General features: G+C 62.6%; 23 protein-coding genes and 1 tRNA gene. 8 read left to right on the top strand and 16 right to left on the bottom strand.

The window, feature by feature from the left end; all coding sequences use genetic code 11:
- Positions 1-13: 13 nt before the first annotated feature.
- Positions 14-673, top strand: coding sequence for a glutaredoxin domain-containing protein (locus ACHWUQ_RS16850; RefSeq protein ID WP_394681830.1), 660 nt, complete (start codon positions 14-16; stop codon positions 671-673).
- Positions 674-749: 76 nt separating this feature from the next.
- Here ACHWUQ_RS16850 and rpiA read toward each other — a convergent pair whose 3' ends face one another.
- Complete coding sequence (gene rpiA, locus ACHWUQ_RS16845; protein ID WP_312409092.1) at positions 750-1,421, bottom strand: ribose-5-phosphate isomerase RpiA; 672 nt, start codon at positions 1,419-1,421, stop codon at positions 750-752.
- Positions 1,422-1,475: 54 nt separating this feature from the next.
- Here rpiA and ACHWUQ_RS16840 point away from each other — a divergent pair, with 54 nt between their 5' ends.
- The gene (locus ACHWUQ_RS16840; protein ID WP_394681829.1) at positions 1,476-2,531 is read left to right on the top strand and encodes a quinone-dependent dihydroorotate dehydrogenase; all 1,056 of its coding nucleotides are present in this window, start codon (positions 1,476-1,478) and stop codon (positions 2,529-2,531) included.
- Positions 2,532-2,616: 85 nt separating this feature from the next.
- Here the strand turns inward: ACHWUQ_RS16840 and bioB are convergent, their stop codons facing one another.
- The 3 genes from bioB to ACHWUQ_RS16825 all read right to left on the bottom strand — a co-directional run bounded on the left by bioB (position 2,617) and on the right by ACHWUQ_RS16825 (position 5,019).
- The gene (bioB, locus tag ACHWUQ_RS16835; protein WP_394681828.1) at positions 2,617-3,645 is read right to left on the bottom strand and encodes a biotin synthase BioB; all 1,029 of its coding nucleotides are present in this window, start codon (positions 3,643-3,645) and stop codon (positions 2,617-2,619) included.
- A gap of 476 nt (positions 3,646-4,121) precedes the next feature.
- A complete protein-coding gene (locus ACHWUQ_RS16830) occupies positions 4,122-4,538 on the bottom strand; it encodes a glyoxalase superfamily protein (RefSeq protein ID WP_394681827.1) in 417 nt (138 codons plus the stop codon).
- A 13-nt stretch (positions 4,539-4,551) separates the two neighbouring features.
- Complete coding sequence (locus ACHWUQ_RS16825) at positions 4,552-5,019, bottom strand: VOC family protein (protein ID WP_394681826.1); 468 nt, start codon at positions 5,017-5,019, stop codon at positions 4,552-4,554.
- 383 nt (positions 5,020-5,402) lie between these two features.
- On the opposite strand from ACHWUQ_RS16825, the gene ACHWUQ_RS16820 reads away from it, so the two are divergent.
- Positions 5,403-7,922 (top strand): putative bifunctional diguanylate cyclase/phosphodiesterase, encoded by a 2,520-nt coding sequence (locus tag ACHWUQ_RS16820; protein WP_394681825.1) that lies wholly within the window; start codon positions 5,403-5,405, stop codon positions 7,920-7,922.
- A gap of 321 nt (positions 7,923-8,243) precedes the next feature.
- A complete protein-coding gene (locus tag ACHWUQ_RS16815; RefSeq protein ID WP_394681824.1) occupies positions 8,244-9,413 on the top strand; it encodes a YncE family protein in 1,170 nt (389 codons plus the stop codon).
- A 114-nt stretch (positions 9,414-9,527) separates the two neighbouring features.
- Here the strand turns inward: ACHWUQ_RS16815 and ACHWUQ_RS16810 are convergent, their stop codons facing one another.
- The gene (locus ACHWUQ_RS16810) at positions 9,528-12,041 is read right to left on the bottom strand and encodes a YgiQ family radical SAM protein (RefSeq protein WP_394681823.1); all 2,514 of its coding nucleotides are present in this window, start codon (positions 12,039-12,041) and stop codon (positions 9,528-9,530) included.
- A 405-nt stretch (positions 12,042-12,446) separates the two neighbouring features.
- A complete protein-coding gene (locus ACHWUQ_RS16805; protein ID WP_021028080.1) occupies positions 12,447-12,629 on the bottom strand; it encodes a hypothetical protein in 183 nt (60 codons plus the stop codon).
- A 217-nt stretch (positions 12,630-12,846) separates the two neighbouring features.
- Here ACHWUQ_RS16805 and ACHWUQ_RS16800 point away from each other — a divergent pair, with 217 nt between their 5' ends.
- The 3 genes from ACHWUQ_RS16800 to ACHWUQ_RS16790 all read left to right on the top strand — a co-directional run bounded on the left by ACHWUQ_RS16800 (position 12,847) and on the right by ACHWUQ_RS16790 (position 14,364).
- Positions 12,847-13,440: a YigZ family protein gene (locus tag ACHWUQ_RS16800; protein WP_312458079.1), complete on the top strand. Its 594-nt coding sequence runs from the start codon at positions 12,847-12,849 to the stop codon at positions 13,438-13,440.
- Positions 13,441-13,598: 158 nt separating this feature from the next.
- Positions 13,599-14,213: a GAF domain-containing protein gene (locus ACHWUQ_RS16795; RefSeq protein ID WP_239811958.1), complete on the top strand. Its 615-nt coding sequence runs from the start codon at positions 13,599-13,601 to the stop codon at positions 14,211-14,213.
- Between the two features lie 77 nt (positions 14,214-14,290).
- Positions 14,291-14,364 (top strand) — tRNA-Gly (locus ACHWUQ_RS16790).
- Positions 14,365-14,423: 59 nt separating this feature from the next.
- On the opposite strand, the gene phbB is transcribed toward ACHWUQ_RS16790, so the two are convergent.
- The 3 genes from phbB to ACHWUQ_RS16775 all read right to left on the bottom strand — a co-directional run bounded on the left by phbB (position 14,424) and on the right by ACHWUQ_RS16775 (position 18,606).
- Entirely contained in the window at positions 14,424-15,161 is a 738-nt protein-coding gene (gene phbB, locus ACHWUQ_RS16785; RefSeq protein ID WP_230777286.1) for an acetoacetyl-CoA reductase, read from the bottom strand.
- A 363-nt stretch (positions 15,162-15,524) separates the two neighbouring features.
- Positions 15,525-16,706 (bottom strand): acetyl-CoA C-acetyltransferase, encoded by a 1,182-nt coding sequence (locus ACHWUQ_RS16780; protein ID WP_239811957.1) that lies wholly within the window; start codon positions 16,704-16,706, stop codon positions 15,525-15,527.
- A 133-nt stretch (positions 16,707-16,839) separates the two neighbouring features.
- Positions 16,840-18,606, bottom strand: coding sequence for a PHA/PHB synthase family protein (locus ACHWUQ_RS16775; protein ID WP_394681822.1), 1,767 nt, complete (start codon positions 18,604-18,606; stop codon positions 16,840-16,842).
- Between the two features lie 153 nt (positions 18,607-18,759).
- On the opposite strand from ACHWUQ_RS16775, the gene ACHWUQ_RS16770 reads away from it, so the two are divergent.
- Positions 18,760-18,951: a hypothetical protein gene (locus ACHWUQ_RS16770; protein WP_394681821.1), complete on the top strand. Its 192-nt coding sequence runs from the start codon at positions 18,760-18,762 to the stop codon at positions 18,949-18,951.
- Here the strand turns inward: ACHWUQ_RS16770 and ACHWUQ_RS16765 are convergent.
- The 7 genes from ACHWUQ_RS16765 to maiA all read right to left on the bottom strand — a co-directional run bounded on the left by ACHWUQ_RS16765 (position 18,948) and on the right by maiA (position 24,866).
- Positions 18,948-20,369, bottom strand: coding sequence for an MFS transporter (locus ACHWUQ_RS16765; RefSeq protein WP_394681820.1), 1,422 nt, complete (start codon positions 20,367-20,369; stop codon positions 18,948-18,950). The genes ACHWUQ_RS16770 and ACHWUQ_RS16765 overlap by 4 nt on opposite strands.
- A 33-nt stretch (positions 20,370-20,402) precedes the next feature.
- On the bottom strand, positions 20,403-20,906 hold the full coding sequence (locus ACHWUQ_RS16760; protein ID WP_239811954.1) for a GNAT family N-acetyltransferase: 504 nt from the start codon (positions 20,904-20,906) through the stop codon (positions 20,403-20,405).
- A gap of 82 nt (positions 20,907-20,988) precedes the next feature.
- Entirely contained in the window at positions 20,989-21,417 is a 429-nt protein-coding gene (locus tag ACHWUQ_RS16755) for a PaaI family thioesterase (protein ID WP_394681819.1), read from the bottom strand.
- A 112-nt stretch (positions 21,418-21,529) separates the two neighbouring features.
- A complete protein-coding gene (locus ACHWUQ_RS16750) occupies positions 21,530-22,843 on the bottom strand; it encodes a type II toxin-antitoxin system HipA family toxin (RefSeq protein WP_394681818.1) in 1,314 nt (437 codons plus the stop codon).
- Between the two features lie 29 nt (positions 22,844-22,872).
- The gene (locus ACHWUQ_RS16745; RefSeq protein ID WP_182341446.1) at positions 22,873-23,184 is read right to left on the bottom strand and encodes a helix-turn-helix transcriptional regulator; all 312 of its coding nucleotides are present in this window, start codon (positions 23,182-23,184) and stop codon (positions 22,873-22,875) included.
- Positions 23,185-23,316: 132 nt separating this feature from the next.
- On the bottom strand, positions 23,317-24,198 hold the full coding sequence (locus ACHWUQ_RS16740; protein WP_394681817.1) for a polyphenol oxidase family protein: 882 nt from the start codon (positions 24,196-24,198) through the stop codon (positions 23,317-23,319).
- Entirely contained in the window at positions 24,195-24,866 is a 672-nt protein-coding gene (gene maiA / locus ACHWUQ_RS16735; RefSeq protein ID WP_312528504.1) for a maleylacetoacetate isomerase, read from the bottom strand. Before maiA ends, ACHWUQ_RS16740 begins: the two co-directional genes overlap by 4 nt.
- Between the last annotated feature and the right edge of the window lie 81 nt (positions 24,867-24,947).

Raw genomic sequence — 24,947 nt, 5'->3', positions numbered from 1 at the left:
GAGAGGGAAACGCATGAGGACAATGGCTTTGGGCAGCATCCTGGTGGGCACCGCACTGGCCTGTGCCACTGGCTGGGCCAGCGCGCAAACGGTGTACCGGATCGTGGGACCCGATGGCAGGGTGACCTTTTCAGACCGTGCGCCGACATCCGATACGCCGAGCCAGTCGGTCTCGACCGGTGCCGTCACCGAGCCGACTGGTACCCGGCTCAGTGACTTGCCGCTCGAGGTCAAGCAAGCGGCTACCAAGTACCCCCTGACCTTCTACACCAGCAAGGACTGCGGCGCCTGTGACACGGCCCGCCGCTATCTGCTGACGCGGGGTGTGCCTTTCACGGAGAAGACAGTCACCTCCAACGAAGAAATCCAGGCGCTGCGCAAGCTCAACCCCGATGGCACGATCCCCTTTGCGACGTTGGGTGCGCAGCACCTGAGTGGCTTCAACGAAAACGACTGGAGCGCCTATCTGGATGCCGCCGGCTACCCTGCCCAGTCCAAGCTGCCGTCCAGCTACCGCCCCGCCCCGGCCCAGCCGCTGATCCCCAAGGTCATTGCACCTGCTGCGCCCGCTGCCGCGCAGCCTGCAGCGCCAGGTGGCTCACCGGCCTCTGGCAACCAGAATGTCGAACCGGAACGTGTCACGCCCAGCAATCCGACCGGGATTGTTTTCTAAGCCTGCGCACTGAACAACAATGGCCCGACCAGGTGTTGCCTGCGTCGGGCCATTTTGTCAGGTTTGACTGGTTGATTTAGAACTCGAGCGTCTCTACGCCTTGCTCGGTCCCCAGCAGGCAAACTGCCGCCTTCTGGTGCGCAAACACGCCAACCGTCACCACGCCGGGCCACTGGTTCACTTCCGATTCAAAAGCGGCAGGATCGGCAATCGCCAGACCGGTGACATCGAGGATGTGCTGGCCGTTGTCGGTGACCAGGGGCTGGCCGTCTTTGAGGCGCAACCTGGCCTGGCCACCCTTGGCTGCGAAGCGGCGGGCAATCTGGGTGGCAGCCATGGGAATGACTTCGACCGGCAGCGGAAACGCACCCAAGGTTTGCACCTGCTTGGACGCATCAGCGATGCAGATGAAGCGGTCGGCCAGCGCAGCGACGATCTTCTCGCGCGTCAACGCAGCGCCGCCGCCCTTGACCATGAACCCCTGGTGGTCGATCTCATCGGCGCCATCGATATAGACTGCGAGGCGCTCGACCTCGTTGGCGTCCAACACCTTGATGCCCAGCGCCTGCAGGCGCTCGGTGCTGGCCACCGAGCTGGAAACGGCGCCAGGAATCTGGTCCTTGATGGAGGCCAGCGCATCGATGAACTTGTTCACGGTGGAGCCGGTTCCCACGCCTACGATTTCTCCGGCAACCACATACTGCAGGGCTGCGCGGCCAACCTCGGCCTTTAATTCGTCTTGTGTCATGGTAGTGCGATCAGATCAGCGAAAATACAGATAACGCCTTGATTATCCCATCCCATGTCCCTGATCCCCTATTCCCTCTCCCGCGCCGTTCTGTTCGGCATGCAGCCCGAAGCGGCCCACGACTTCACGATGGACATGCTGGCCAAGGGCCAGAACACGCCGCTGGCCTGCGCCTGGCGCCAAAGCCGGGTCAATGACCCCATTAGCTTGGCGGGTCTGCAGTTTCCCAACCGGGTGGGCATGGCGGCCGGTTTGGACAAGAATGCGCGCGCCATCGACGGCCTGGGCGCCATGGGTTTTGGCTTTGTCGAGGTGGGCACGGTCACGCCGCTGGCCCAGCCGGGCAACCCCAAGCCCCGCATGTTCCGCATTCCGGAGCGCGATGCGCTGATCAACCGCCTGGGCTTCAACAACGAAGGCCTGGCAGCCTTTGTCGCCAATGTGAAAAAGGCGCAGTTCCGCAAGCAGGCATCGCCGCTGCTGCTGGGCCTGAACATTGGCAAAAATGCGGCCACCCCGATTGAAAACGCCACCAGCGACTACCTGGCTTGCCTCGATGGCGTCTATCCCCATGCCGACTACATCACGGTCAACATCAGCTCGCCCAATACCAAGAACCTGCGCGCCTTGCAAAGCGATGAGGCGCTGGATGCACTGCTGAGCGCGCTGGTGCAGCGCCGCGAGCAGCTGGAGCGCGAGCATGGCCAGCACAAGCCCGTGTTCTTGAAGATCGCTCCCGATCTGACCGAAGAACAGATCAGCGTGATTGCCAACAGCCTCAAGACCCATGGCATGGATGGCGTGATCGCCACCAACACCACCATCAGCCGCGATGCGGTGCAAGGCCTGCAGCATGCGCAAGAAACCGGTGGCCTCTCCGGCCGCCCTGTGTTCGAGGCCAGCAATGCCGTGGTTCGCCAGCTGCGTGCAGCCCTGGGCCCCCAGTTCCCGATCATTGGCGTGGGCGGCATCCTGAGCGGTGCCGATGCGGTCGAGAAAATCAAGGCCGGCGCCGATGTGGTGCAGATCTACACGGGCCTGATCTACCGCGGCCCCGGGCTGGTCACCGAGATTGCCCAGGCGCTGAAAGCGCAAGGCGGTCGCCGCTGATTCAGCCACCGGAACCAGCACCAGGCCAGCATGCGCTGGCCTTTTTTGTGCCAGCCTGCTTCGCTGGTGCGTCCAGGCGCGTCGTTCAGGCCGCAGTTTTCAAGCTCGCAAGTCCCAGCTTGGCCAGCAGCTTTGCGTCGCAGTCGGCCTCCGGGTTGCCGGTCACCAGCAACTTGTCACCGTAGAAGATGGAATTGGCGCCGGCCATGAAGCACAGCGTCTGCACCGCTTCGCCCAGCTGCTGGCGGCCGGCAGACAGGCGTATGCGGGCCTTGGGCATGGCGATGCGGGCGACTGCGATCACGCGCACAAAATCCAGCGGGTCCACCGGCTCACTGTCGGCCAGCGGCGTGCCAGGCACGCGCACCAGGCTGTTGATGGGCACCGACTCCGGATAGGGCTGCATGTTGGCCAGTTGGGCCAGCAAGGCTGCGCGGTCGACTGGCGTCTCCCCCATGCCGACGATACCGCCACAGCAGACCCGGATACCTGCGGCCCGGACATGGGCCAGCGTATCGAGCCGCTCCTGGTACTGGCGCGTGCTGACGACATCGCGGTAATAAGCGGGGCCGGTATCCAGGTTGTGGTTGTAGTAGTCAAGACCTGCATCGCTCAGCGCCTGCGCCTGGTGGGGCGCCAACATGCCCAGCGTCGCGCAGCTTTCCAGCCCCAGGGCTTTGACGGCCGCAATCATCTTGCTGACCTGCGCGATATCGCGGTCCTTGGGTGAACGCCAGGCGGCCCCCATGCAAAAGCGGCTGGCCCCTGCATCCTTGGCGGCTTGGGCAGCGCGGATCACCTCTGCAACATCCATCAGCTTATCGGCCTTGACTCCGGTGTCGTGGGCCGCCGACTGCGGGCAATAACCGCAGTTCTCCGGGCACCCGCCCGTCTTGACGGAAAGCAAGGTTGCCAGCTCGATATCACCCGCTGGCCAGTGCGCATGGTGCACCGTCTGCGCGTGGAACATCAAGGCCATAAAAGGCATATCGAACAGGGCTTGCACCTGGGCTACCGGCCAGGGCTCTGCGGCCGACGTCCGATCGGTCACTGCTACTTTGGGATGCCAATGCAGCGCCGATGTGCTCGCATCGGGGCTATGTGGGCTGGACATGAAGCTCTCCTCAATCGCTACCCGGTGCGGGATGCCCGGGTATGGCACTTATTGTGTCCAATACCGAAGACTGGCCAGCCCGTGCAGAGCGGCCTCTGAAAGCGCCGTTTGGCAGCTTTGCAGCGCCGTTAATTTAAAGCGCTGTTGCAGGCAGATTGCAGGCAAGAAGAAGCGGCATTGCTGCAACTTCGTGCATTGCATCGCCAACGACCCTCTTTGGGAGCGCTTTAGATCGCCAAACAACACGCGCCAGGCATGCAATTAACGGCAAATAAGTGGTTGGCAAGGGGTGGAGCCCCGCAGCAAGGCCGATCCCGTGCGTTTGCAGACCATCCAGCCCAATACCACTGGCACTATTTGGGAGTTTATTGACGCCAGCGCCCCAGATTTGCCCTTGCAGCGCTGGGGGTCTTTGCAGATGCCGGACGTAAAAAAGCCGCAACGGCGTGCGGCTGTGGTGGAGGTTGGCATGGCGCTCAACCGCCAGCGCTCCCCGGCGCATCCGGTTCTTCAAAAAACACCAGATGGTTGCCAAAGGGATCGGCAATGCGCATCTCCAGCATGCCCCAGGGCATGCGCTCCAGCCCGGGCTTGGCATAGCGGTAGTTCTTGGCCAGCAGACTTTGCTGGAAGGCCTCCAGTTGCGGCCAGGCAATACGCACCGTACTGCCGGGGCAGGCATCGCCATGGTGCTCGCTCACATGCAGCACACAGGCCAGGCCCGCAGCGCTGCGCAGGCTGAGCTGCTGGTAGAGCGGAAAGTCATCACCAAAGCGGTGTGTCCAGTCCTGAACAAAACCCAGAAACCCTTGGTAGAACTCTGCAGCCCGTTGCGCGTCGAAGCTGCGCAACACCGGGATCACACAAGGCTGAAAAGTTGTGGCATCGGCCATCGCTGCGATCCCTTCAATCCAGCGCGGCAATCACATCGGCCGGCGCTTGCACGAGCTCGATCAGCACGCCTTCGCCCGCAATGGGGAACTCGTCATTGCTCTTGGGATGCAGAAAACAGATGTCATGGCCAGCAGCGCCTGGGCGAATGCCGCCCGGCGCAAAACGCACGCCCTGGGCCGTCAGCCATTCCACGGCCTTGGGCAGATCGTCTATCCACAAACCAATGTGGTTGAGCGGCGTGGCATGCACGGCAGGCTTTTTGTCGATATTCAGCGGCTGCATGATATCCACCTCGACCGCGAAGGCGCCCTTGCCCATCGCCAGGATGTCTTCATCGACGTTCTCCCGCTCGCTGCGGAAGCTGCCCGTTTGTGACAGCCCGAGCATGTCCACCCAGAGTGTTTTCATGCGCTCTTTGTCAGTGCCTCCTATGGCCACTTGCTGAATTCCCAAAACTTTGAACGGACGCTGTACCGGCATGCTGATTGGCTCCTTGTAGGTGGTGTGAGGCTTGCGCCGCAGACGCCATTGTGCCAAGGCCGGGCGCTGCTGGCGGTAGAGTGCGCGACCCGAAGCGCCGTCGACCGCAATCATCGGCAGGACGAACGGTGGGGCGCCAATTACACATTGCTTCTAAATCAGTGACCGCAAAGCGTACAGTGTTTACCCTAAATAACTACAATTAAAAGGACTCATTCATCGAATAGCGTATTACTATATTTGGATAGCTTGAGGCACTCACCTGCGACGCTGCCCGGCCCTGTTCCCACCATGTTATTTGCTGACCTTCCCTGCTCCCACCTTCGACCGCCTGCCCTGTACGCAGCCGGGCTGGCCAGCACTCGCCGCGAACCGGGGGGACCATGCCCCGTCTAAGTCCTCCTGCCCCGGGCATCGATTCGGTGGGAGCGCCGCCAACGGCGCGCTTTAGCGGCCCCTTACGCAAACGCAGCCTGCTGCTGAGCATCTGGCCGTTTGTGGCGCTGGCCATCGTGCAAACCGTGCTGGCGATTTCCAGCCTGCATATTCTGGGAGCTATGCGGGCCTTCAGCTCCGGGGAAAGCCAGTGGAGCAAAGGCCAGAAGGACGCCACCTATGCACTGGCGCGCTATGCGGTCAGCGGTGACGCTGCCGCGTATGAGCAGTTCCACCAGGGCCTGCATATACCGATGAGCGATATGCAGGCGCGCCTGATGCTGGAGGATCGCGGCTACGCTGCCAGACCCCAGGCATCGCTGCTGCTGCTGCAAGGCCACAATGAGCCCGAGGAGATCAATGCCCTGATCTGGCTGACGGTGTATTTCAAACACACCGAGTCCATCGGCCAACTGCTCGCCCGCTGGCGGGACAGCGACGAGCCCCTGCAGGAATTGCAGAACCTGGCGGGGGACATCTATGCCTGCCTGCAGCTGGCACCGCCCACACCGGCGCAAAAGCAAAGCTGGCTGGCCCAGATCAACTCGCTGCAGATTCAGCTGTCCGAGGCCGAGCGGGCCTTCAACAAGGTCCTGGGCGATACATCGCGCGCGCTCAATGCATGGCTGTGGTCGATCAATATCGGCATCGCGGTGGCGATGCTGAGCTTGCTGATGGGGCACACCTGGCGCTTGCAGCGCAAGACCGCCCGCGCTGAAGACGCGCTGGATCTGGTCAGCGAGCGCGCATCGACGACGTTGGCAGCCATTGGTGAGGCGGTCATCACCACCGACGCGGCAGGCCATGTCATGTACATGAACCGGGCAGCAGAAGAGCTGCTGGGCATGTCACTGGAGCAACTGGTCACCTGTGAACTGGTGCAGCACATGCATGCACCACCGTTGGTCACCGACGGGGACAAACCCGGTGTCGCCCCGCTGGTGCAGACCGCGATATCGGAGACCTTGCGGGGCCATGAGTACCCACGGGATACGATTTTCCGCCTCTATGACGCGCAGTTCCACCTGCGCGAAGTCAGGCTGGCATTTACGCCGATCGGTGACCATACCGGCACCACCGAGGCGGTATGGGTGCTGCACGATGTCAGCCAGGAACAAAGCTACATCCGCGAACTGGCCTGGCAGGCGACCCACGACCAGTTGACCGGCCTGATCAACCGCTACGAATTCGAGCGCCTGCTCGGTGTGCTGCTCGCCAGGAACCAGCAGGCCGACCTGCCCTCCGCAGGCAACGCGATCATGTACCTGGATTTGGACCAGTTCAAGGTCATCAACGACACCGCAGGCCACATTGCCGGCGATGCGATGCTGCGCGCGATCAGCGCGATGCTGCAGCGCTGCCTGCGCACTGGCGATGTGCTGGCACGCGTGGGCGGCGATGAATTTGCCATTCTGCTGACCGAATGTGCATTCGGCGAAGCACAGCGGATTGCCGAACAGATCCGGGATGCCGCGCAGAACGTGCGCATACAGTGGGGTGAGCGCAGCCTGAGCGCCGGCATCAGCATCGGCCTGGTCAAGCTGGCTGCGCCGCTGGCCACCGTTGAAGAAGTGCTGCGGGTGGCAGACATGGCCAGCTATGGCGCCAAGCAGCGTGGCCGCAATACCGTCTATGCCTACGACCCTGGCGTCGATCAGGAGATTGCCCGCTATGTGGGCGAGATGGAATGGGTCGAACGGATCAAGGCCGCTTTGGAAGGCGGGCATTTCTGCCTGTATGCCCAGACGATCGGCGCGTTGAACACCACGGCCGACGACATCGCCGGCGGCGGCCTGCATATCGAGGTGCAGATACGGATGCGTTTGCCCGATGGCAATATCATCAGCCCTGTGTTGTTCATCCCCGCGGCAGAGCGCTACGGGCTGATGCCGATGGTGGACCGCTGGGTGGTCAAGCAATCGCTGCGCACGCTGGCCCACTTGCAAAAATCCGGCCAGGTGCCTGCCATCTCCTGCTGTGCGATCAATCTGTCGGGCACCTCACTGGGTGATGAGCGTCTGCTGGGCTTCTTGCAGGAGCAGATCGCGCTGCATGCGGTCGACCCGGGAACGCTTTGCTTCGAGATCACCGAGACCGCTGCCATTACGCACCTGCCCAATGCCATCCGCCTGGTCAAGGCGCTCAAAGCGCTGGGCTGCCGCTTTTCGATGGATGATTTTGGTGCCGGCGTGTCCTCGTTCAGCTCGCTGAAGAACCTCCCGGTGGATTTTCTGAAGATCGACGGCGCCATTGTGGCCGATATGCTCAACGAGCCAGCGCACCGCGCGATGGTGGACGCCATCAACCACCTCGGCCACGCACTGGGAATGCGGACCATTGCAGAATTTGCCTCCACGCCCGAGATTGTCGAGACGCTGCGCAGCATGGGTATCGACTATGCGCAAGGCTATGCGGTGGGCCGGCCTCAGCCCTTTTCCCACCCGGCTGCTGAACCATTCCCGGTCTGACCCCGGCCTGGCACCCGGCCTGTCTCAGGGCCTGGCCGGCAAAGGCTCGCGTTCTGCGTGGCCACCATTGCCACTTCAGTGGGGCGTTGCCCTTTCCGCTGGATGGGCATGGGCCATGTTTCAAGCAGTCACGGACGCAGCATTCTGCATCCCACCATCCAACGAATGATCAATCTTTTATACCAATCGTTCTGAGTTGATGCCATTCTTGGCAAACAACCCATTGATTGCCAACAATCCTTAGCTCTGGGAGCCAATACTGACACTTTTACCATTTTGTAATGTACATTAATATAATTAATCAATTACATAATTTCAATCGTGTCAGTCAATGCGAAAGAATGGCTGTCAGTCGCCGTGCGCAACTGCAGCGCGCTGCTGCTGTGCAGCGCTACCGTATGGGCCCAGGCAGCAGCACCTCTGGCCTATGTCGTCAACCGTGACGACAGCCTGGTGTCGGTGGTCGATGTCGCGCGCCAACGCACGATCCGGACGCTGCCTGCAGGCATGGCCATGCCACAGGAAATCGCCATCAGCCCGGATGGATGCCTCGCCTACCTGTCCAGCGTCTGGTCCGCCACCATTGCCGTGCTGGACCTGGGCAAACAGCAGTTGCTGGCCGGCATTCCGTTGAACAGCGTCGGCAACGCCGTGGTATTCAGCCCTTCGGGCGCCCTCGCCTATGTAGACACCCCGACTTCCAGCGGCGGCGCCATTGCCGTCATTGACACTGCCAACCACCAGATCATGCGAACCTTTGTCGTCAGCCCCCAGAACACGCGTGGCATGGCCATTCACCCCGATGGTTCACGTCTTTATGCGCTTGAACAGCACCGCCCCCCGGATGCCGGAAAGGTTGCGGTAGTCGATCCTGTCAGCGGCACCGTTCTGGAACGCATCAGCGTGGGCATGGATGCGACCGACATCAAGGTGCACCCTGCGGGCGCTTATGCCTATGTCGTGAATGGAGAGTCCCGCCAGGCCCAGGGCAGCGTCACCGTGATCAATACCCGCACGCACACCGTTATTGCAACCATCAAGGTCGGCAAGCACCCCAGCCGCGTCGCCTTTCACCCCGCTGGCACACCCGCCTATGTCACCAACAGTGGCGATGGCACAGTGTCCGTCATCGACACGGCCCGCCATGCGGTGGCCGGGTCCATTCCTGTTGAGCAGGCGCCCCAGCATTTGGTCTTCCACCCGGATGGCAAGCATGCCTATGTCAGCCATCCGCAATCCGACACACTGTCCGTCATCGATACCATGACCCAGCAGCCGCGGGGCAGCGTGACGGTCGGCAGCGCACCCTGGGGTGTGGCCTTTGCCAGCGACGCGCGAATGGCAACCGGCAAAGCCGACGGCAGCGGCCTGGAGGCGGGCAGCGTCGTGGCCGCCAAACCCATTCCGATCAGCGGCGTCTGGGCGGGCCTGCTGCTGGTGGTTGCGGGCATCACGGCGCTTCACCGCCATGGCCAGAAATTCACCGGTTGACCGTGCCGGTCGGCGGGTGGCGGGCCGTCTTGGCGCCTGCACAAAAAACCAAGGCGCCAAACCTGTGCTTGGCGCCTTGTTGGCGTAATCAGCGCTGGAAGGCGCAGAGCCGACTCAGCGGCCGCTTTTGCGCGCGGACCCGGGTTTCCTGGACTGGCCAGGCTTGCCCGCAGCAGCGCGCACGCCCGCACGGGGTGGCAAGCCGCTGTGCTGGGTCAGCAGCTGACCGGGCTTGGGCTGCGCAGTGCGGAAACGCACATCCCCCTTGGGCTCTTGCTGCTCTTGCGGGCGGCGCGGCGCCATCGCCACGGCCTTGCCCTCCTTGTTGGTGGTGTAGCCCAGGCCGGTGCCACTCTTGGAAGCGGTACTGTTCTTCTTGCGCGCACTCTGGTAGCTGCCGTCGACCAGCGGCTGGAAGGTCGGGATCAGGTGCTGCTTGCCGTTGCCGATCAGGTCCGAGCGGCCCATGGTCTTGAGCGCTTCGCGCAGCAGCGGCCAGTTATTGGGATCGTGGTAGCGCAGGAAGGCCTTGTGCAGCCGGCGGCGCTTTTCGCCCCGCACGATGTCCACGCGCTCCTCGGCCTCGTCCCGCATCTGGCGGCGCACCTTGGTGAGCGTATTGCGGCCGCTGTGGTACATCGCGGTGGCGGTGGCCATCGGGCTGGGGTAGAAGGTCTGCACCTGGTCGGCGCGGAAGCCATTCTTCTTCAGCCAGATCGCCAGGTTCATCATGTCTTCATCACTGGTGCCCGGGTGGGCGGCAATGAAGTAGGGAATCAGAAACTGCTTCTTGCCCGCCTCTTCGCTGAACTTTTCGAACAGCTGCTTGAAGCGGTCATAGCTGCCAATACCCGGCTTCATCATCTTATTGAGCGGGCCGGCCTCGGTATGCTCAGGTGCGATCTTCAGGTAGCCGCCCACATGGTGCTGCACCAGCTCCTTGATGTATTCGGGCGATTTGACGGCCAGGTCGTAGCGCAGACCCGAGCCGATCAGGATCTTCTTGATGCCGGGCAGCTTGCGCGCGCGGCGGTAGATCTTGATCAGCGGACCGTGGTCGGTGTGCAGGTTCGGGCAGATGCCGGGGAACACGCAGCTGGGCTTGCGGCAGGCCGCCTCGATCTGCGGGCTCTTGCAGCCCAGGCGGTACATGTTGGCCGTGGGCCCACCCAGGTCGGAGATGGTGCCGGTGAAGCCCTTGACCTTGTCGCGGATCTCTTCGAGTTCCTGGATGATGGAGTCTTCCGAACGGCTCTGGATGATGCGGCCTTCATGCTCGGTGATCGAGCAGAAGGTGCAGCCGCCAAAGCAGCCGCGCATGATGTTGACCGAGGTGCGGATCATCTCCCACGCAGGGATCTTGGTCGCCCCATCGTGGCTGCCGGTCTCGTCGGCATAGGCAGGGTGCGGGCTGCGTGCATAGGGCAGGCCAAACACCCAGTCCATTTCGGCGGTGGTCAGCGGGATGGGCGGCGGGTTCATCCACACATCGCGGGCCGTGGTGCCCTCCCCATGGGCCTGCACCAGTGCCCGGGCGTTGCCAGGGTTGGTTTCCAGGTGCAGCACGCGGTTGGCGTGGGCGTAGAGAATCGGGTCGCTCTTGACCTCTTCAAAGCTGGGCAGGCGCAGCACGGTGCGGTCGCGCGCCGGCATCTTGGATTTGTGACGCAGCGACAGGTTGGGCACAAACTGCAGCGGCTGCACATTCGACAGCGTTGGCGCGCCTGGGCTGGCAGCGCCAGCAGCGGTGCCACAAGCGGTTGCGGCGGGCACTGCATCAGCACCCTGCTTTTCCGCGTCTTCCTTCGCGCAGCTCTGGCCTTGGGCCTCTGCCTGCTCGCTGGTGGTCATGTAGGGGTTGATGTGGGGCTCGACCTCACCGGGCTCGTCGACGGTGGTGGAATCCACCTCGAACCAGCCCTCTTCCGACGCGCGGCGGAAAAACGAGGTGCCGCGCACATCGGTGATGTTCTCAACTGGCTCCCGCGCAGCGATGCGGTGGGCCACTTCGACCAGCGCACGTTCGGCATTGCCATAGAGCAGGATGTCGCACTTGCTGTCCACCACGATGGAGCGGCGCACCTTGTCGCTCCAGTAGTCGTAGTGGGCAATGCGCCGCAGCGAGCCTTCGATACCGCCCAGAACAATGGGCACATCCTTGTAGGCTTCACGGCAGCGCTGGCTGTAGACGATGGCCGCGCGGTCGGGGCGCTTGCCACCCACGTCGCCAGGGGTGTAGGCGTCGTCGGAGCGGATCTTGCGGTCAGCCGTATAACGGTTGATCATCGAGTCCATGTTGCCGGCCGTCACGCCCCAGAACAGATTGGGCTTGCCCAGGGCCTTGAAGGCATCGGCACTGTGCCAATCGGGCTGTGCAATGATGCCGACACGAAAGCCCTGGGCTTCCAGCACACGGCCGATGACGGCCATGCCAAAGCTCGGGTGGTCCACATACGCGTCGCCGGTGACTAGGATGATGTCGCAGCTGTCCCAGCCCAGCTGGTCCATCTCGGCACGGCTCATCGGCAGAAATGGCGCTGGGCCAAAGCGCTTGGCCCAGTACGGCTTGTAGCTGGTCAGCGGCTTGGCAGCACGTTCAAAAAAAGAGACATCAATCGGGGCAGACATGGGCAACAACAGTCGTGGAGTAATGCACGCGGGGCTCGGTGCCAGCGGTGGCAGGGTCCGATATTCTAAAAAAATAGCCCGTAGCGCGCATTTGTACGGGTATTGATGCTATGTATTTGGAAGCATCTACGGCGCAAAGCCCTAGCTCGGACCAGGGCGGTCAAGGGGTTGCAGCGCAGCTCCAGGCCGGGGCCATCGCCGGCCCCTGGCTGGCGGGGCCATGGCCTCAAGGGCCTGAGCTGCAAAAACCGCATTTTTTTGCGCTGCATCAAATAGCCCGCCATTGTCGCATGGCTAGGCATTGCACCGCAAACAAAAAAGGCAGCCCAAGCTGCCTATCGCGTTGATGCGATGCGAGTTTCGTCAGTCAACCGGTACCGGAATCTGGCGCTCTTGTTCAGCGCCTCACCACTCGCCGCCTTCGCGAACCCGTTGGGCCAGGTCCACGTAGCTGCCATCGTCGTTGGCACTGGGGGTAGTGGGCAGTGCTGCCAGCACCTCCGTCACATAGGCGGGCGTCTCCAAACCTGCACGTCCGAACCCATGGTTGTTCAAGGAATCCAAATTGGTTTGCAGTTGGTGTTGCATGATCGCTCCCGGGTAATGTGTCAGTCGGTGGTATGAAATGGTTCTTGGAAAAATCGGGGTAGACTTCGCGCCTGGCTGCGCCTGAGGTCTCCGCTGCGGTCAGCCACACCATCACTGGAGCGCTCCCGCCATTGAAACAATGATATGTGTCTAACGCATGACATCTAGGCGACGTTGACGCATCACAGTGTAAGCAAACGTCTTCTCCACGCAACGCATGCCCTACACCCTGGCCCAGGCCGTTCATAGCGAACTGGTCATCAAGAAAAGCCGCTTCATCGGCTGCGTCCAACCGGTGCAGGACCGCGCACAGGCGCTGGTCATCGTTCAAGGTCTGCGCGAGCAGCACCCCGGCGCCAACCATGTCTGCTGGGCACTGATGGCGGGCGGGCAGTCTGCCGCCGTTGATGATGGCGAGCCCAGCGGCACCGCCGGCCGGCCCATGCTGGATGTTCTGCGCCACCAGCAGATCGAAGGCGCGCTGGCCACCGTGGTGCGCTATTTTGGCGGCGTCAAGCTGGGTGCTGGCGGCCTCGTCCGCGCCTACACCGATGCCATTGCGCAGGCCATGTTGAAGGCCGAAAAAATCGAGCGCCAGGCCATGACCCGTTTGCAATGCCGATTGCCCTATGCGCTTGAAGGCGGTATGCGGCGTGAGGTCAGCAGCGCCCATGCGCAATTGCTCCACGTGAGCCATGGTGACGATGTGCTGGCAGAGATTGAGCTGGTCGCGTCGCAGGTGCCCGATTTTGTAGCCCGGATGAATGAACTCGGCCAGGGCCGCCTGGTCTGGATCGACGCGCCGGCCTGAATCCCGGCTGTTGACGTGCGTGCGGCATGGTCCCTCGCTTCGATGTAAAAGAATAATTCATTCCCGCTGCCAGACCGGCCAGCACTTTTCAGTGCCGTTATCATCAAATGCGACCGGGATGCGCTAGCGGGTAGCGCATGGAAATAGTGAGAGTAACTATGGCGATTCATTTATGGGATTACGCACCTGACGCGCTGGAGGTATCGATGAGTGAGCTGCTGGTGGCCACGGCCGAAGGCGCCGATGACCTGATCGACCAGAACGTGAAAGAGGTGCTGCACGGGCTGCGCGAGCATCTGAAGATGGATGTGATCTTTGTCTCCGAGATCCGCAACGGCCAGCGCACTTTCAAGCATGTGGACCACAGCGCCGACAAGGCCTTGATCGAGACCGGTGGTGGCTCCTCACTGGAGCAATCGTTCTGCCAATGCGTGCTGGATGGCCGCCTGCCGCCGCTGGTGCACGATGCCGCCCAATACACAGAGTCCGCGAAACTCCCAGCCACGCCCTTCCGCGTCGGCGCCCATTTGAGTACCCCCATCATCCTTGCCGATGGCCAGATCTACGGCACGCTGTGCTGCTTCAGCACCGAGCCCGATCCTTCGCTGCGCGATACCGATCTGCAAAAGCTGGCTGTCGTGGCCAAGCACACCGCCAAGCGCATCGATGTGCGCCGCGAGACGGAGCGTGAGGCGGAACTGGAAAAATGGAAGCTGCAGCCGTTAGAGGAGAAAAAGCAAGGCTGGCAGTTCCCAGACAAGAAGGGAAACTAGGCTGCACACCTGGCTGTAGCCTATGCGGCAGTGCGCAGGTGGGCGCAGCTGCTTATCACGCTACAATGCATCGATTCGCGGGTGTCGTTCAGTGGTAGGACTCTTGCTTCCCAAGCAAATAATGTGGGTTCGATTCCCATCACCCGCTCCAGACAAAACAAAACGCGCCTTGTGAGGCGCGTTTTTTATCGGTAGCTGCTGCTGCGGCGATCAGTGGGTATGCAAACCACCGTTGACCGAGAACTCCGCACCGGTCGCATAACCGCCATCCTCCGATGCCAACCAGGCAATGATCGCAGCGATCTCGGTCGGTTCGCCCAGGCGCTTCATCGGAATGGTGCCGACGATCTTCTCCAGCACATCGGGGCGGATGGCCTTGACCATGTCGGTACCGATATAGCCGGGGCTCACCGTATTGACGGTGACACCCTTGCCAGCGAGCTCCTGGGCCAAAGCCATCGAGAAACCATGCATGCCTGCTTTGGCGGCAGAGTAATTGGTCTGGCCCGCCTGACCCTTGGCGCCGTTGACGGAGCTGATGTTGACGATGCGGCCCCAGCCCTTTTCCACCATGTCGGCGACAACCTGCTTGGTCACATTGAACATGGAGTTCAGGTTGGTTTCGATCACCGCTTGCCAGTCCTCTGGCGTCATCTTGATGAACATGCGGTCCCGGGTGATGCCGGCATTGTTCACCAGCACATCGATGCTGCCATGTTCAGCCTTGGTCTTGCTGAAGGCTTCCACCGTAGACTCCCAGTTGCCGACATTGCCAACAGAAGCGTGGAACTCATAGCCCAGCGCCTTTTGCTCGCCGAGCCATTTCTGGAAATCGCGTGTGGGCCCGCAGCCCGCAATGACCTTGAATCCATCCTTGTGCAAGCGCTGGCAAATGGCCGTCCCAATGCCTCCCATACCGCCGGTTACGTAGGCCACTTTTTGACTCATTCACATCTCCTTGGTTCTGCTTGACATGCTTGTGCACTAGCACTGTAACCAAGAAACCGAGCACCGAAACGCTCGTTTACGCCAAGCGAACAAATTCTTGCAGTACCTATAAATTTCGGTGATTTCCAAAGAGCATTGCAACAGAAACGCGCCAGTTCCGTGCGCGGTTTTGCGCGTTTGCGCGCTCCATCATCGGAAACCCTATCACGAGGCACACCACCATAGTCAGGTATTCCGGCATTGTCCGGCTCGGTTCCCGACGCTCAGCGTGATCGTTGGGCCCCGCGGATCGCCATCGCCTTTGCTGGAGCAAAGAAAAACCGCCTCGAGAGGCGGTTGGTCATGACGCGCAGGGGCGAAAGGTCAGGCGCGTTCGACTGCCAGTGCCACGCCCATGCCGCCACCAATACACAAGCCAGCGATGCCGCGCTTGGAGCCACGTCGCTTCATCTCATGGAGCAAGGTCACCAAGATGCGCGCACCGGATGCACCGATGGGGTGGCCGATGGCAATCGCGCCCCCGTTGACGTTGACCTTGCTGGTGTCCAGACCCAACTCCTGGTTGACTGCACAGGCCTGGGCTGCGAAAGCTTCATTGAGCTCGAACAGGTCGACCTCTTCGGCCTTCCAGCCGGTCTTGGCCAGCACCTTGCGCACGGCATGCATAGGTCCCATGCCCATGATCTTGGGGTCCAGGCCGACGGTGGCAAAGCCGGCGATGCGGGCCAGCGGCTCGGCACCCAGTTCCTGGGCCTTTTTGGCGCTGGCAATCACCAGGGCGGCGGCGCCATCGTTGAGGCCGGACGCATTACCGGCAGTGACCGAGCCGGCCTTGTCAAAAGCAGGCTTCAAACTGGCCAAGGCCTCGCCATTGGTCTTGCGGTTGATGTATTCATCGGCCTTGAAGGCCACCGGGTCACCCTTGCGCTGCGGAATTTGCACGGTGACGATTTCTTCATCGAACTTGCCAGCGTCCTGCGCGGCGGCGGCCTTTTGCTGGCTGGCCAGTGCAAAGGCGTCCTGCTTGTCGCGGTCGATATGGAATTCCTTGGCCACGTTCTCGGCAGTGATGCCCATGTGGTACTGGTTGTACACGTCCCAGAGGCCGTCGACGATCATCGTGTCGGTCATCTTCCAGTCGCCCATGCGCTGGCCGTCACGCGAACCGTTGAGCACGTGGGGCGAGAGGCTCATGTTTTCCTGGCCACCGGCCACGACGATCTCGGCATCCCCCTGGCCGATGGCCTGGGCCGCCAGCATCACCGACTTCAGCCCGGAGCCGCAGACCGCGTTAATGGTCAGCGCCGGGGTCTTTTTGTCCACACCGGCCTTGATCATCGCCTGCCGCGCAGGGTTCTGGCCCACGCCGGCGGCCAGGACCTGGCCCATGATGACTTCATCGACCTGGTCCGCTGCCACGTTGGCACGTGCCAGCGCTTCCTGGATGACGGTGGCACCCAGGTCCGTCGCCGGCACCTTGGCCAGCGAGCCACCAAACTTACCCACTGCCGTGCGGACGGCGGAAATGATGACGATGTCTTCCATGATTCTTCCTTTTCAAAATGGCACGGATGCCGTTGTCTCTCACGGCCCCTGCGGTGCTAATTATTGCACTGCAGCATTTGAATGACCACCCCGCAATGGCAATCGGGTGGTGAGGGCCCTGTGCGTTGGATGCTCAGGCTTTGGCTTGCACATAGCTGCCGGGCGCAGGCTCCAGTTCGCGGTACTCGGTTCGCGCGCGGCCATAGCTTTTGGGCGCCGCCACTTTCTTGCCGCCGTGCTGGGCCAGCCACTGGCTCCAGTCCGTCCACCAGCTGCCGGGCAGTTCGTCAGCGCCATCGATCCAGGCGTCGATATCGGCAGGCAACTGGCCATCGTCGCGCAGCCAGTGGCTGCGCTTGTTCTTGGCCGGCGGGTTGATGACACCGGCGATATGGCCCGACGCGCCCATGACAAAGCGCTTGTCGCCCCCGAGCACTTGGGTGGATGCGTAGGCCGCGCCAATCGGCACGATGTGGTCCTCACGCGAGCCGTAGATGTAGATCGGCATGTCGATCTTGCCGACATCGAGCTTTTCGCCGCAGACGCTGAGCGCACCGGGCTGCACCAGTTTGTTTTCCAGGTAGAAATTGCGCAGGTACCAGGCGTAGTAAGGCCCAGGCAGGTTGGTGCAATCGCTGTTCCAGTACAGCAGATCGAAAGGCGGCGGCGTCTCACCCTTGAGGTAGTTGCCCACCACATAGTTCCACACCAGGTCCACCGGGCGCAGAAAGCTGAAAGTCGAAGCCAGCTCCTGGCCAGGCATCAGGCCATTTTGGCCCATGGTCAGCTCGCGAAACTTGACGAAGTTCTCATCGATGAACACGTCGAGAATGCCGGTGTCGTTGAAATCCACCAACGTGGTGAGCAAGGTGGCACTGGCCACCGAATCATCGCCGCGCGCAGCCAGCACCGCCAGTGCGTTGACGAGCATGGTGCCGCCCACGCAAAAGCCCAGAGTGTTGATCTGCGGCTTGCCGGAGATGGCCTTGACCACCTCGATCGCTTCCAGCACGGCGCTGCCGATGTAGTCGTCCCAGCGCTTACCGCCCAGGCTGGCATCCGGGTTGCGCCAACTGACCACAAAGGTACGGTGGCCCTGGGCCACGCTGTAGCGGATCAGCGAATTGTCGGGCTGCAGATCGAGGATGTAGTACTTGTTGATGCAGGGCGGCACAAACAGCATCGGCCGCTCATAGACCTGGGTGGTCAGCGGCTTGTATTCGATGAGCTGGAACAGCTCGTTCTGAAAGACCACGGCCCCTTCGCTGGTGGCCACATTGCGCCCCACTTCAAACAGCGATTCGTCGGTCATCGAGACATGGCCCTGGCGCATATCGGCCAGCATGTTCTGCAGGCCCTGGGCAATGCTCTGGCCCTGGGTGTCCAACGCCTTTTTCTGCGCTTCGGCATTGAAGGCCAGAAAGTTGCTGGGCGCCGTGGCCGCCAGCCACTGCTCCACCCCAAAGCGGACCCGGGCCCGGGTTTTCTCGTCACCTTGCACGGCATCGACCATGTCCATCATGGTTTTGGCATGCAGCGCGTAGCTGGCGGCAGTGAAGCTGGAGACCGGATTTTGCTGCCAGGCCTCGCCGGCAAAGCGCCGGTCCTTGGGCAGGGCCACCTCACCCTTGGCGCCTTCGGTCCACAGCGCCAACGCAGCTTGGGCGTATTGCGCCTGGATGGCCTGGAGCTTTTCCATGTCAAAGCTGACCGGTGGCGTGCCGCCCGGCAGCGCCCCCAGCCCCGGCAGCCCGGCACTGAGGCCCTTGGGTGCGCCGACGGCATTGAAAGGAGATGCCATGGTCTGCAAGGACTGCATGCGCTCCATCCATTGCTGGGTCATCTGGCTGAGTTGCTGGAGCTGGTCACTGCCCAGTCCCCAATACGGTTGCTGCGTCATCGTCGTCTCCCTGAACAGGCGCCACGCTGCGCGTAGGCGTCTGTGCATCTTAGGCGCAAAAAATGGCAGCCGTGTGCTGGAGGGGGGGCAAGTTCGGGTAAATTCCAGGGCATGTACCTGATAGCGATAGCCTGGCTTTATGTGGTGGTGCTGATGGCTGTGGTTGAAGCGGCCAGCCCGCAGGGCAGCCTGCTGGGCGCCATTTTCACGTTGCTGCTGTATGGCGCACTGCCGCTGGGCTTGCTGCTGTTCATTGCCGGCACGCCCGCGCGGCGCCGCATGCGCCACCGCGCGGAAGCCGAGGCGCAACAGGCCCCTCCTCCACCGCCGCCCAGCGCGCCTTAGTGGGCGGAATGCCGCAGCCGCAGACTGCTGAACACCCCCGACATGGCGGCAAAGCCTGCCGCCAGGTACAGCGCCACCGTCGTGCCATGGCCGCTGGCCACCGGCCACAGGGTGAAGATGATGGCCACCAACACAGCGCCCAGCGATTGCCCGGTCAGCCGTGCGGTGCCCAGCATGCCGCTGGCAGCGCCGGCACGGGCCAGCGGAGCCGAGGTCACGATGGTGTGGTTGTTGGGCGACTGGAACAGCCCAAAGCCCAGGCCGCACAAGGCCATGCGCCAACCGATGTTCAGATCGCTCGGGTCCACCGGCAGCAGCGCCAGGCTCAGCAGCCCCAGCGCCAAAATCGCCATGCCGATGCCGCCCAGCAGACCGTCTTGCACCCGGCCAATCAGCCGGCCAGCCAACGGTGCCACCACCACGATGGCGACCGACCAGGCCGTCATCAGCATGCCCGCCGCAAAATGGCTGCGCTGCAGCGCATCCAGCAGCAAGAAAGGCAGTGCGATAAACGACAGCATCTGCGCGGCAAATGCGCCAATCGATGCGCCCATCGACAGCGCAAAAACAGGAATGCGCAGCAAGTCCAGCGGCAGCAGTGGCAGGCTCAGCTTGCGCTGCCGCAGCACATACCAGGCGCCCAGCAGCAAGCCCAGGCCTAGCATGAGCCAGCCCGATGCGGCAGTACCACCCGACTGCACGTCATGGCGTGCGCCGATGCGCTCGGCGCCCAGGAACACCAGCGAGAACATCGCAAAATTCAGCACCACATCAATCGGCGTCAGCTTGGCATGAGGCGCATCCAGCAACTGCTGCGGGTTGCGGGGCAAGGCCTTGCGGCCCAGCCACAAGGTCAGAATGCCCAGCGGCACATTGATGGCAAACAGCCAGGGCCAGCTGGCCACCGACAGAATCAGCGCCGCAACGCCGGGGCCGGCCACCGATGAAATCGCGACAACCAGCGAGTTGAGCGCCATGCCCTTGCCCAGCTTGGCAGCTGGGTAGGTTAAGCGCACCAGTGCGGCGTTGACGGCCATCACCCCGGCCGCGCCCATGCCTTGCAAGCCACGCGCCGCAATCAGCAGCCACAGCGATTGGGCCAGCATGGCCACGGCCGATGCCAGGGTAAAACAGACAAGGCCCACCAGGTAGACCTTGCGGTAGCCAATGCGCTCGCCCAGCGCAGCCAAGGGCAGCAGCAGGCCCAGGGTACCCAGCTGGTAGGCATTGATGATCCAGATCGCCTCGGCGGGCGATGCCTGCAACTCCTTGGCGACCGTGGGCAGCGCCAGGTTCATGATGCTGCCATCGAGGACGGCCACAATCAGGCCCAGCACGATGACCAGCATTGCCAGACGGCGCTCCGGCATCGGCAGGCCCTGGTTCAGCGAGGCCGGTTGCAGGCCGGCCTCAGCCATGGCGAATCATCCCCATTTGGGGGTGCCTGCCTGTCATACAGCGGCGCTTTCCACGGCCTGGCTCTTGCCCGGGTAGAGCATGGTCAGGTGGGCAATGCCATCTTCCAGATAGGGCTCGGAGACAACCTCGAATCCGCAGCCTTCGTAGAACTTTTGCAAATAGGCCTGCGCGCCAATACGGATGGCCGAACCTGGCCAGAGGCGGTCCGTCTCCGCCATCGCGTGGCGCATCAGCTCCCAGCCAGCGCCGGTGCCGCGCATGGCCTGCATGACGGCTACGCGGCCAATCGAAGGCTCTGCATAGGCCAGGCCCGGGGGCAGCACCCGGACATAGGCTTGCAGCACGCCTTGCGCATCACGCCCCAGCAGGTGCCAGGCGTCCTGGTCTTTGTAGTCCAGGTCCTGGAAGGCGACCTGCTCGGCAATGAAGACCTGGCAGCGCACATGCAGCAGGTCATACAGCTGCTGCAGAGTGAGGGCCGAAAAGGGCTGAAAGGACCAGCTCAGCTGGTCAACCGTTGAAGAAGGCTTTGGCATGTTCTGTCCATCTATCAAAGGCCTGGGGACAGTGGCCACAGGCCCAGCTGCGCTACAGCGCAGCATTGCGCAAGCGCGAGAATCAGTCTGTCTTGATCTGCTTTTTGGCCGCCTGCAAGGACTGCACGACCTCCGGCATCACATATTTGAAGGTACCCGTGGCGTGGCTGCACAACGCGCCCTGCTCGTCATACAGCCAGGCCTCGCAAAAGGCCATGCGGCTGCTGCGCGAGAGCAGCTTGCCCTTGGCCACCAACGCGCCATTGGCCGGCGCCATGAAGCTGGTTTTCATCTCGATCGTGACTGCGCCGCTGCCAGGGATGGCACTGCGCGCCGCATGGGCCATCGTCACATCGAGCAAGGTCATCGAGGCCCCGCCATGCGTCACCTCATAGCTATTGAGATGTTCGGGCCGGGCCTGGTAATGCAGTTCCGCCTCGCCGTTCTCCCAGCGGTGCAAGCTAAAGCCCAGGTGATTGACAAAGGGGATTTCGACTTCAAAGGGCAGCACAGCACAGGCTCCAGCAACAGGCAAGCGTGGAGCATACCGCTTTTGCGCGCCATCCTGGGGCAAACCCTGACATACAAGCGACAGCCCGTCGGGCAATACGCCCGCTGCCGCATTAGAGCGCGGCGATAGCGACCCCGCCGCGCAACCGCTGCTGCACCACGCCGGCCATGCCTGCCGGTGCCTGAGCCAACAACGCGGGCCAGCTGCTCTGCGCCTGCCGCACCACCTCCTTGAGCAGGCTGATATGGCGCGGCACCCGCAGAAGACCGGCGGTCTTCAGCAGTGCCGCCACATCGTCCCAGCGCAGCGCCCGCATGCTGCTGTCAATGGCCTTGTTGACGGCGTACTGCTGCGGGGCGGAGCCTTCAAAAAAGGCGGCGACGCAGACACAGTCGTAGACCGGCGCCAGACGCGGCTGCCGCCCATCGGGGTACACGAGCGCCCAGTTCTTCAGGTGGGCGTCGGTGTTGCCCATCAGGATGGCCGCCACGGTACGGGCCAGGAACTCGCGCGTGTCGGCCACCGGCTGGGGGCTGAGGCGATCGAGAACGCGCAGCATCGTCGGCCAGTCCTGCTGCAGGCCCTTGCCATACTTGTGGCGTGGTGCATAGCCCAGGGCCTGATTGAACTCCTCCATGTGCACACGGGAGCCGTCGGGCAGGTGGTCAAAGCGCTGCACGGCCAGGATCTCGTCAAACGGCAGGTGTTCGGGCAGATCGGCCTGGGCGCGGCTGATGATCTGCGCGTCCGCCGTCGTCAACCCCACCGCCTGGCACAGCTGGTAGCAGCTGTACTCATTGGCCACCAAGTCCGGATGCTGGGTGCTGGCGAGCTTGAGGATCACACTGCCGGCCGCGCCCCGGCGGCGCACCGTGTAGCGCCGGCCGTCTTGCACCGCGCTGAACTTGGTGACGATGCCCGGCAGCGATGCGGCATCGGCCACCGGAAACTCGACAAAACCGGGTTCGAGCACATCCAGGCCTTGCGAGGTATGCCAGTGGCGCACCACGTCCGGGATGGCTTCGTCGCGCGGCACCGGCTCCACTTCCAGCGCGCCCATCAGGTCGTGGCCGGCAGCGGCCAGCAGTTCAAACTCATCATCGGGCGAGCAGCCCCGCTCAGCGGCCAGGCGCTGGCGGTTATGGCCCTCGGGCAACAGGTTCTGAAAGTAGACCGGCCAACGCCCATCAGTGCGCACGAGCCGGGCGTCACGCGCGGCACGCAGGATGCGCTGGGTGTCGGCTTCGCTGGCACCCTGGTAGCTGAGCGACAACAAGGGCCGCTGGGGGTCGGCGATATAGCTGTCCTCGAACGAGACCCGCAAGATATCGCCGTACTGGGACAGATAACCAATCGCCCGCCGCCCGCCGCCCATGCTGCCAGGCAGATGCATGTACAGACGCAGGTAGCGGATGGAAGTGCTCATTGCGTGCCCCGCTTGCGCTCAGACAGGTCTCAGGGCTGGCGGCCCGCCAGGCTGTCCACCACCGAAGGGGGCGCTTCCGCACCGGTGGGCTGCCCTAAAAACTTGCCGCCCGACTGGATAAAGGCCTGCAGCGCGGGCAGCAGATCCGCCGGCACGGCCACCAGCTGCATGCCCAGCACCCGGGCCATCTCAGCCACCGTCGAGTAGCGCGGGTCCACATCGCCCGTTTCGGTGCGCTGCACCGCCATGCGCGACAGCCCCGCCTGCTCGGCCAGTTGGGCCTGGGTCAGTTGCTGGGCTTTACGGGCTGCCACCAAGGTGGCCATCAAAGGGGTAGTCATGCTGCATATTCTACTCTTTATTGAATAAATGAGTAGATTAAATAGCATAAACACTTCCATTTAATATGTAAAAAGTACTCATTTTTATAGAAATGAGTACTTTATGAATCAATATCCGAAAATGTAAGCGATCTAGGCTACCCAAATACAAGCGGCAAAACGCCCGGTGCCTCCGGTCGGCGATCCATCCCGGCGGTGCGAGAAGAAGCGATCCGGATTGGCTACCGTGCACCAGTCCTGGCTGCCATCGTTGCCAAACAGCTGGGCAAGCCCCAAGCGCCGCAGGCGGTGGCGGGCCAGACCGCTCAGGTTGGCAAAAAACTTGCCAGGCTTGCCGGCTGCAAACAGCGGCGCGCAACCCGGGTCCGGATCCACAAAGGCGGCCTGCACCTCGGCCCCCACCTCAAACGCAGGCTGGCTGATGCAAGGGCCCAGCCAAGCCATGGTCTGCGCAGCAATCTCGGCATCACTCAGACCCGCCTGACCCGCTTGCAGACGTACGCGATCAGCGTAAGCCGCAAAGCAGTTCTCCAGCACCCCTACACCGCCCTGCCCCAGCAAGCCGCGCCAGCCGGCGTGGGCGGCACCCACGACTGGCAGCTGCTGGTGGCAGAACAATACGGGCAGACAATCGGCGGCCATCACGGTGCAGCCCAGGCCGGGTACATCGCTGACACTGGCATCGGCCGGCTGTTCATTCCCGCCGCCCTCGCCCAGCACCTGCACATGAGTTCCGTGTACCTGGCGCACAAACACCGGCTGGCGAGGGGGCGCGTTGTCTGCACCGCGGCCTGCCTGTATCTCCAGTGCCTGCATGGCCTCGGCCAGCAATTGCCTGTTGTTGTGCACATGGGCGGGCACATCGCCCACATTGAAGCTCAGGTTGGTGGTGCCGAACAGGCCTTCACTGGTACCGCCTTGGCGGGTCGTACACAGCGCAAACACACCGGGTGGCGTGGGCCACTGGGGCAGCAGCCAGTCTGCCGGAAAACGGGAACGTTCAACGGCGCTCATGGCTGGGCATCCGGGCATACGCCGGGCTGGGCTTGTTGCACCGCATCGGTCGCAAAGGCCGCTTCATAGGCGGCCATCGTCAACGGCAGGCCGTCAAGATTCACCTTGAAGCGCTGGGCATTGAAAATCTGTGGGACCAGCGCGCAGTCGGCCAGGGTCAGGCTATCGCCCCAGCAAAAACGCGATGGTGCCAGGCCCTGCGCCTGGCGCTCGGCGGCCAGCAACAACAGTTGGCGCTCAAAAGCCTCCAGCCCGGTGCGGCACCAGTGCTGGTACCACTGGGTTTTTTCGGCATCGCTGTGGCCCAGTTCGCCGGTCAGGTAGGCCAGCACGCGCAGGTTGTTGATGGGATGGATCTCGCAAGCCACCTGCAAGGCCAGCGCCCGGATGCGGGCACGCGCCAAGGCATTGCCCGGCAGCATCGACGGCGTCTGCGGATAGGCCTCGTCCAGCCACTCGATCACCGCCAGCGACTGGTTCAACCACAGTCCATCATCGGTCTCGAGCGCCGGCACCAGCGCATCGCCAACATGGCTGGCAAAGGCGGGCTCGCGGTGCTCAGCCTTGACCAGGTGCACCGGCAGGTAGTCATAGGCCAGGCCCTTGGCCTGCATCGCAATGCGCACCCGGTAGGAGGCAGAGGAGCGGAAATAATTGTGCAGCTTCATGGCGACCGAGCATAACGCAGGGCGCTGCGGCCGCCAATGAGCCAGTCGCCGGCATGACAGCTGTCGCTGTCTGGCATGCCA

It is taken from the genome of uncultured Comamonas sp., assembly GCF_964277875.1.
In the GTDB taxonomy this organism is placed as follows: domain Bacteria; phylum Pseudomonadota; class Gammaproteobacteria; order Burkholderiales; family Burkholderiaceae_C; genus Comamonas; species Comamonas sediminis.
Note: the sequence above shows the minus strand (reverse complement) of the source record. Positions and strands in the feature narration are given on the sequence as shown.

Coding starts and splice junctions, on each gene's coding strand:
- ACHWUQ_RS16805 (WP_021028080.1), bottom strand. CDS start 12,629: ATGCAACACCAACTGCAAACCAATTTGGATTCCTTGAACAACCATGGG.
- ACHWUQ_RS16750 (WP_394681818.1), bottom strand. CDS start 22,843: ATGAGCACTTCCATCCGCTACCTGCGTCTGTACATGCATCTGCCTGGC.
- ACHWUQ_RS16775 (WP_394681822.1), bottom strand. CDS start 18,606: ATGACGCAGCAACCGTATTGGGGACTGGGCAGTGACCAGCTCCAGCAA.
- ACHWUQ_RS16740 (WP_394681817.1), bottom strand. CDS start 24,198: ATGAGCGCCGTTGAACGTTCCCGTTTTCCGGCAGACTGGCTGCTGCCC.
- ACHWUQ_RS16830 (WP_394681827.1), bottom strand. CDS start 4,538: ATGGCCGATGCCACAACTTTTCAGCCTTGTGTGATCCCGGTGTTGCGC.
- ACHWUQ_RS16850 (WP_394681830.1), top strand. CDS start 14: ATGAGGACAATGGCTTTGGGCAGCATCCTGGTGGGCACCGCACTGGCC.
- ACHWUQ_RS16810 (WP_394681823.1), bottom strand. CDS start 12,041: ATGTCTGCCCCGATTGATGTCTCTTTTTTTGAACGTGCTGCCAAGCCG.
- ACHWUQ_RS16745 (WP_182341446.1), bottom strand. CDS start 23,184: ATGACTACCCCTTTGATGGCCACCTTGGTGGCAGCCCGTAAAGCCCAG.
- ACHWUQ_RS16780 (WP_239811957.1), bottom strand. CDS start 16,706: ATGGAAGACATCGTCATCATTTCCGCCGTCCGCACGGCAGTGGGTAAG.
- ACHWUQ_RS16760 (WP_239811954.1), bottom strand. CDS start 20,906: ATGCCAAAGCCTTCTTCAACGGTTGACCAGCTGAGCTGGTCCTTTCAG.
- ACHWUQ_RS16840 (WP_394681829.1), top strand. CDS start 1,476: ATGTCCCTGATCCCCTATTCCCTCTCCCGCGCCGTTCTGTTCGGCATG.
- rpiA (WP_312409092.1), bottom strand. CDS start 1,421: ATGACACAAGACGAATTAAAGGCCGAGGTTGGCCGCGCAGCCCTGCAG.
- maiA (WP_312528504.1), bottom strand. CDS start 24,866: ATGAAGCTGCACAATTATTTCCGCTCCTCTGCCTCCTACCGGGTGCGC.
- ACHWUQ_RS16765 (WP_394681820.1), bottom strand. CDS start 20,369: ATGGCTGAGGCCGGCCTGCAACCGGCCTCGCTGAACCAGGGCCTGCCG.
- phbB (WP_230777286.1), bottom strand. CDS start 15,161: ATGAGTCAAAAAGTGGCCTACGTAACCGGCGGTATGGGAGGCATTGGG.
- ACHWUQ_RS16770 (WP_394681821.1), top strand. CDS start 18,760: ATGGCTGTGGTTGAAGCGGCCAGCCCGCAGGGCAGCCTGCTGGGCGCC.
- bioB (WP_394681828.1), bottom strand. CDS start 3,645: ATGTCCAGCCCACATAGCCCCGATGCGAGCACATCGGCGCTGCATTGG.
- ACHWUQ_RS16800 (WP_312458079.1), top strand. CDS start 12,847: ATGCCCTACACCCTGGCCCAGGCCGTTCATAGCGAACTGGTCATCAAG.
- ACHWUQ_RS16795 (WP_239811958.1), top strand. CDS start 13,599: ATGGCGATTCATTTATGGGATTACGCACCTGACGCGCTGGAGGTATCG.
- ACHWUQ_RS16825 (WP_394681826.1), bottom strand. CDS start 5,019: ATGCCGGTACAGCGTCCGTTCAAAGTTTTGGGAATTCAGCAAGTGGCC.
- ACHWUQ_RS16820 (WP_394681825.1), top strand. CDS start 5,403: ATGCCCCGTCTAAGTCCTCCTGCCCCGGGCATCGATTCGGTGGGAGCG.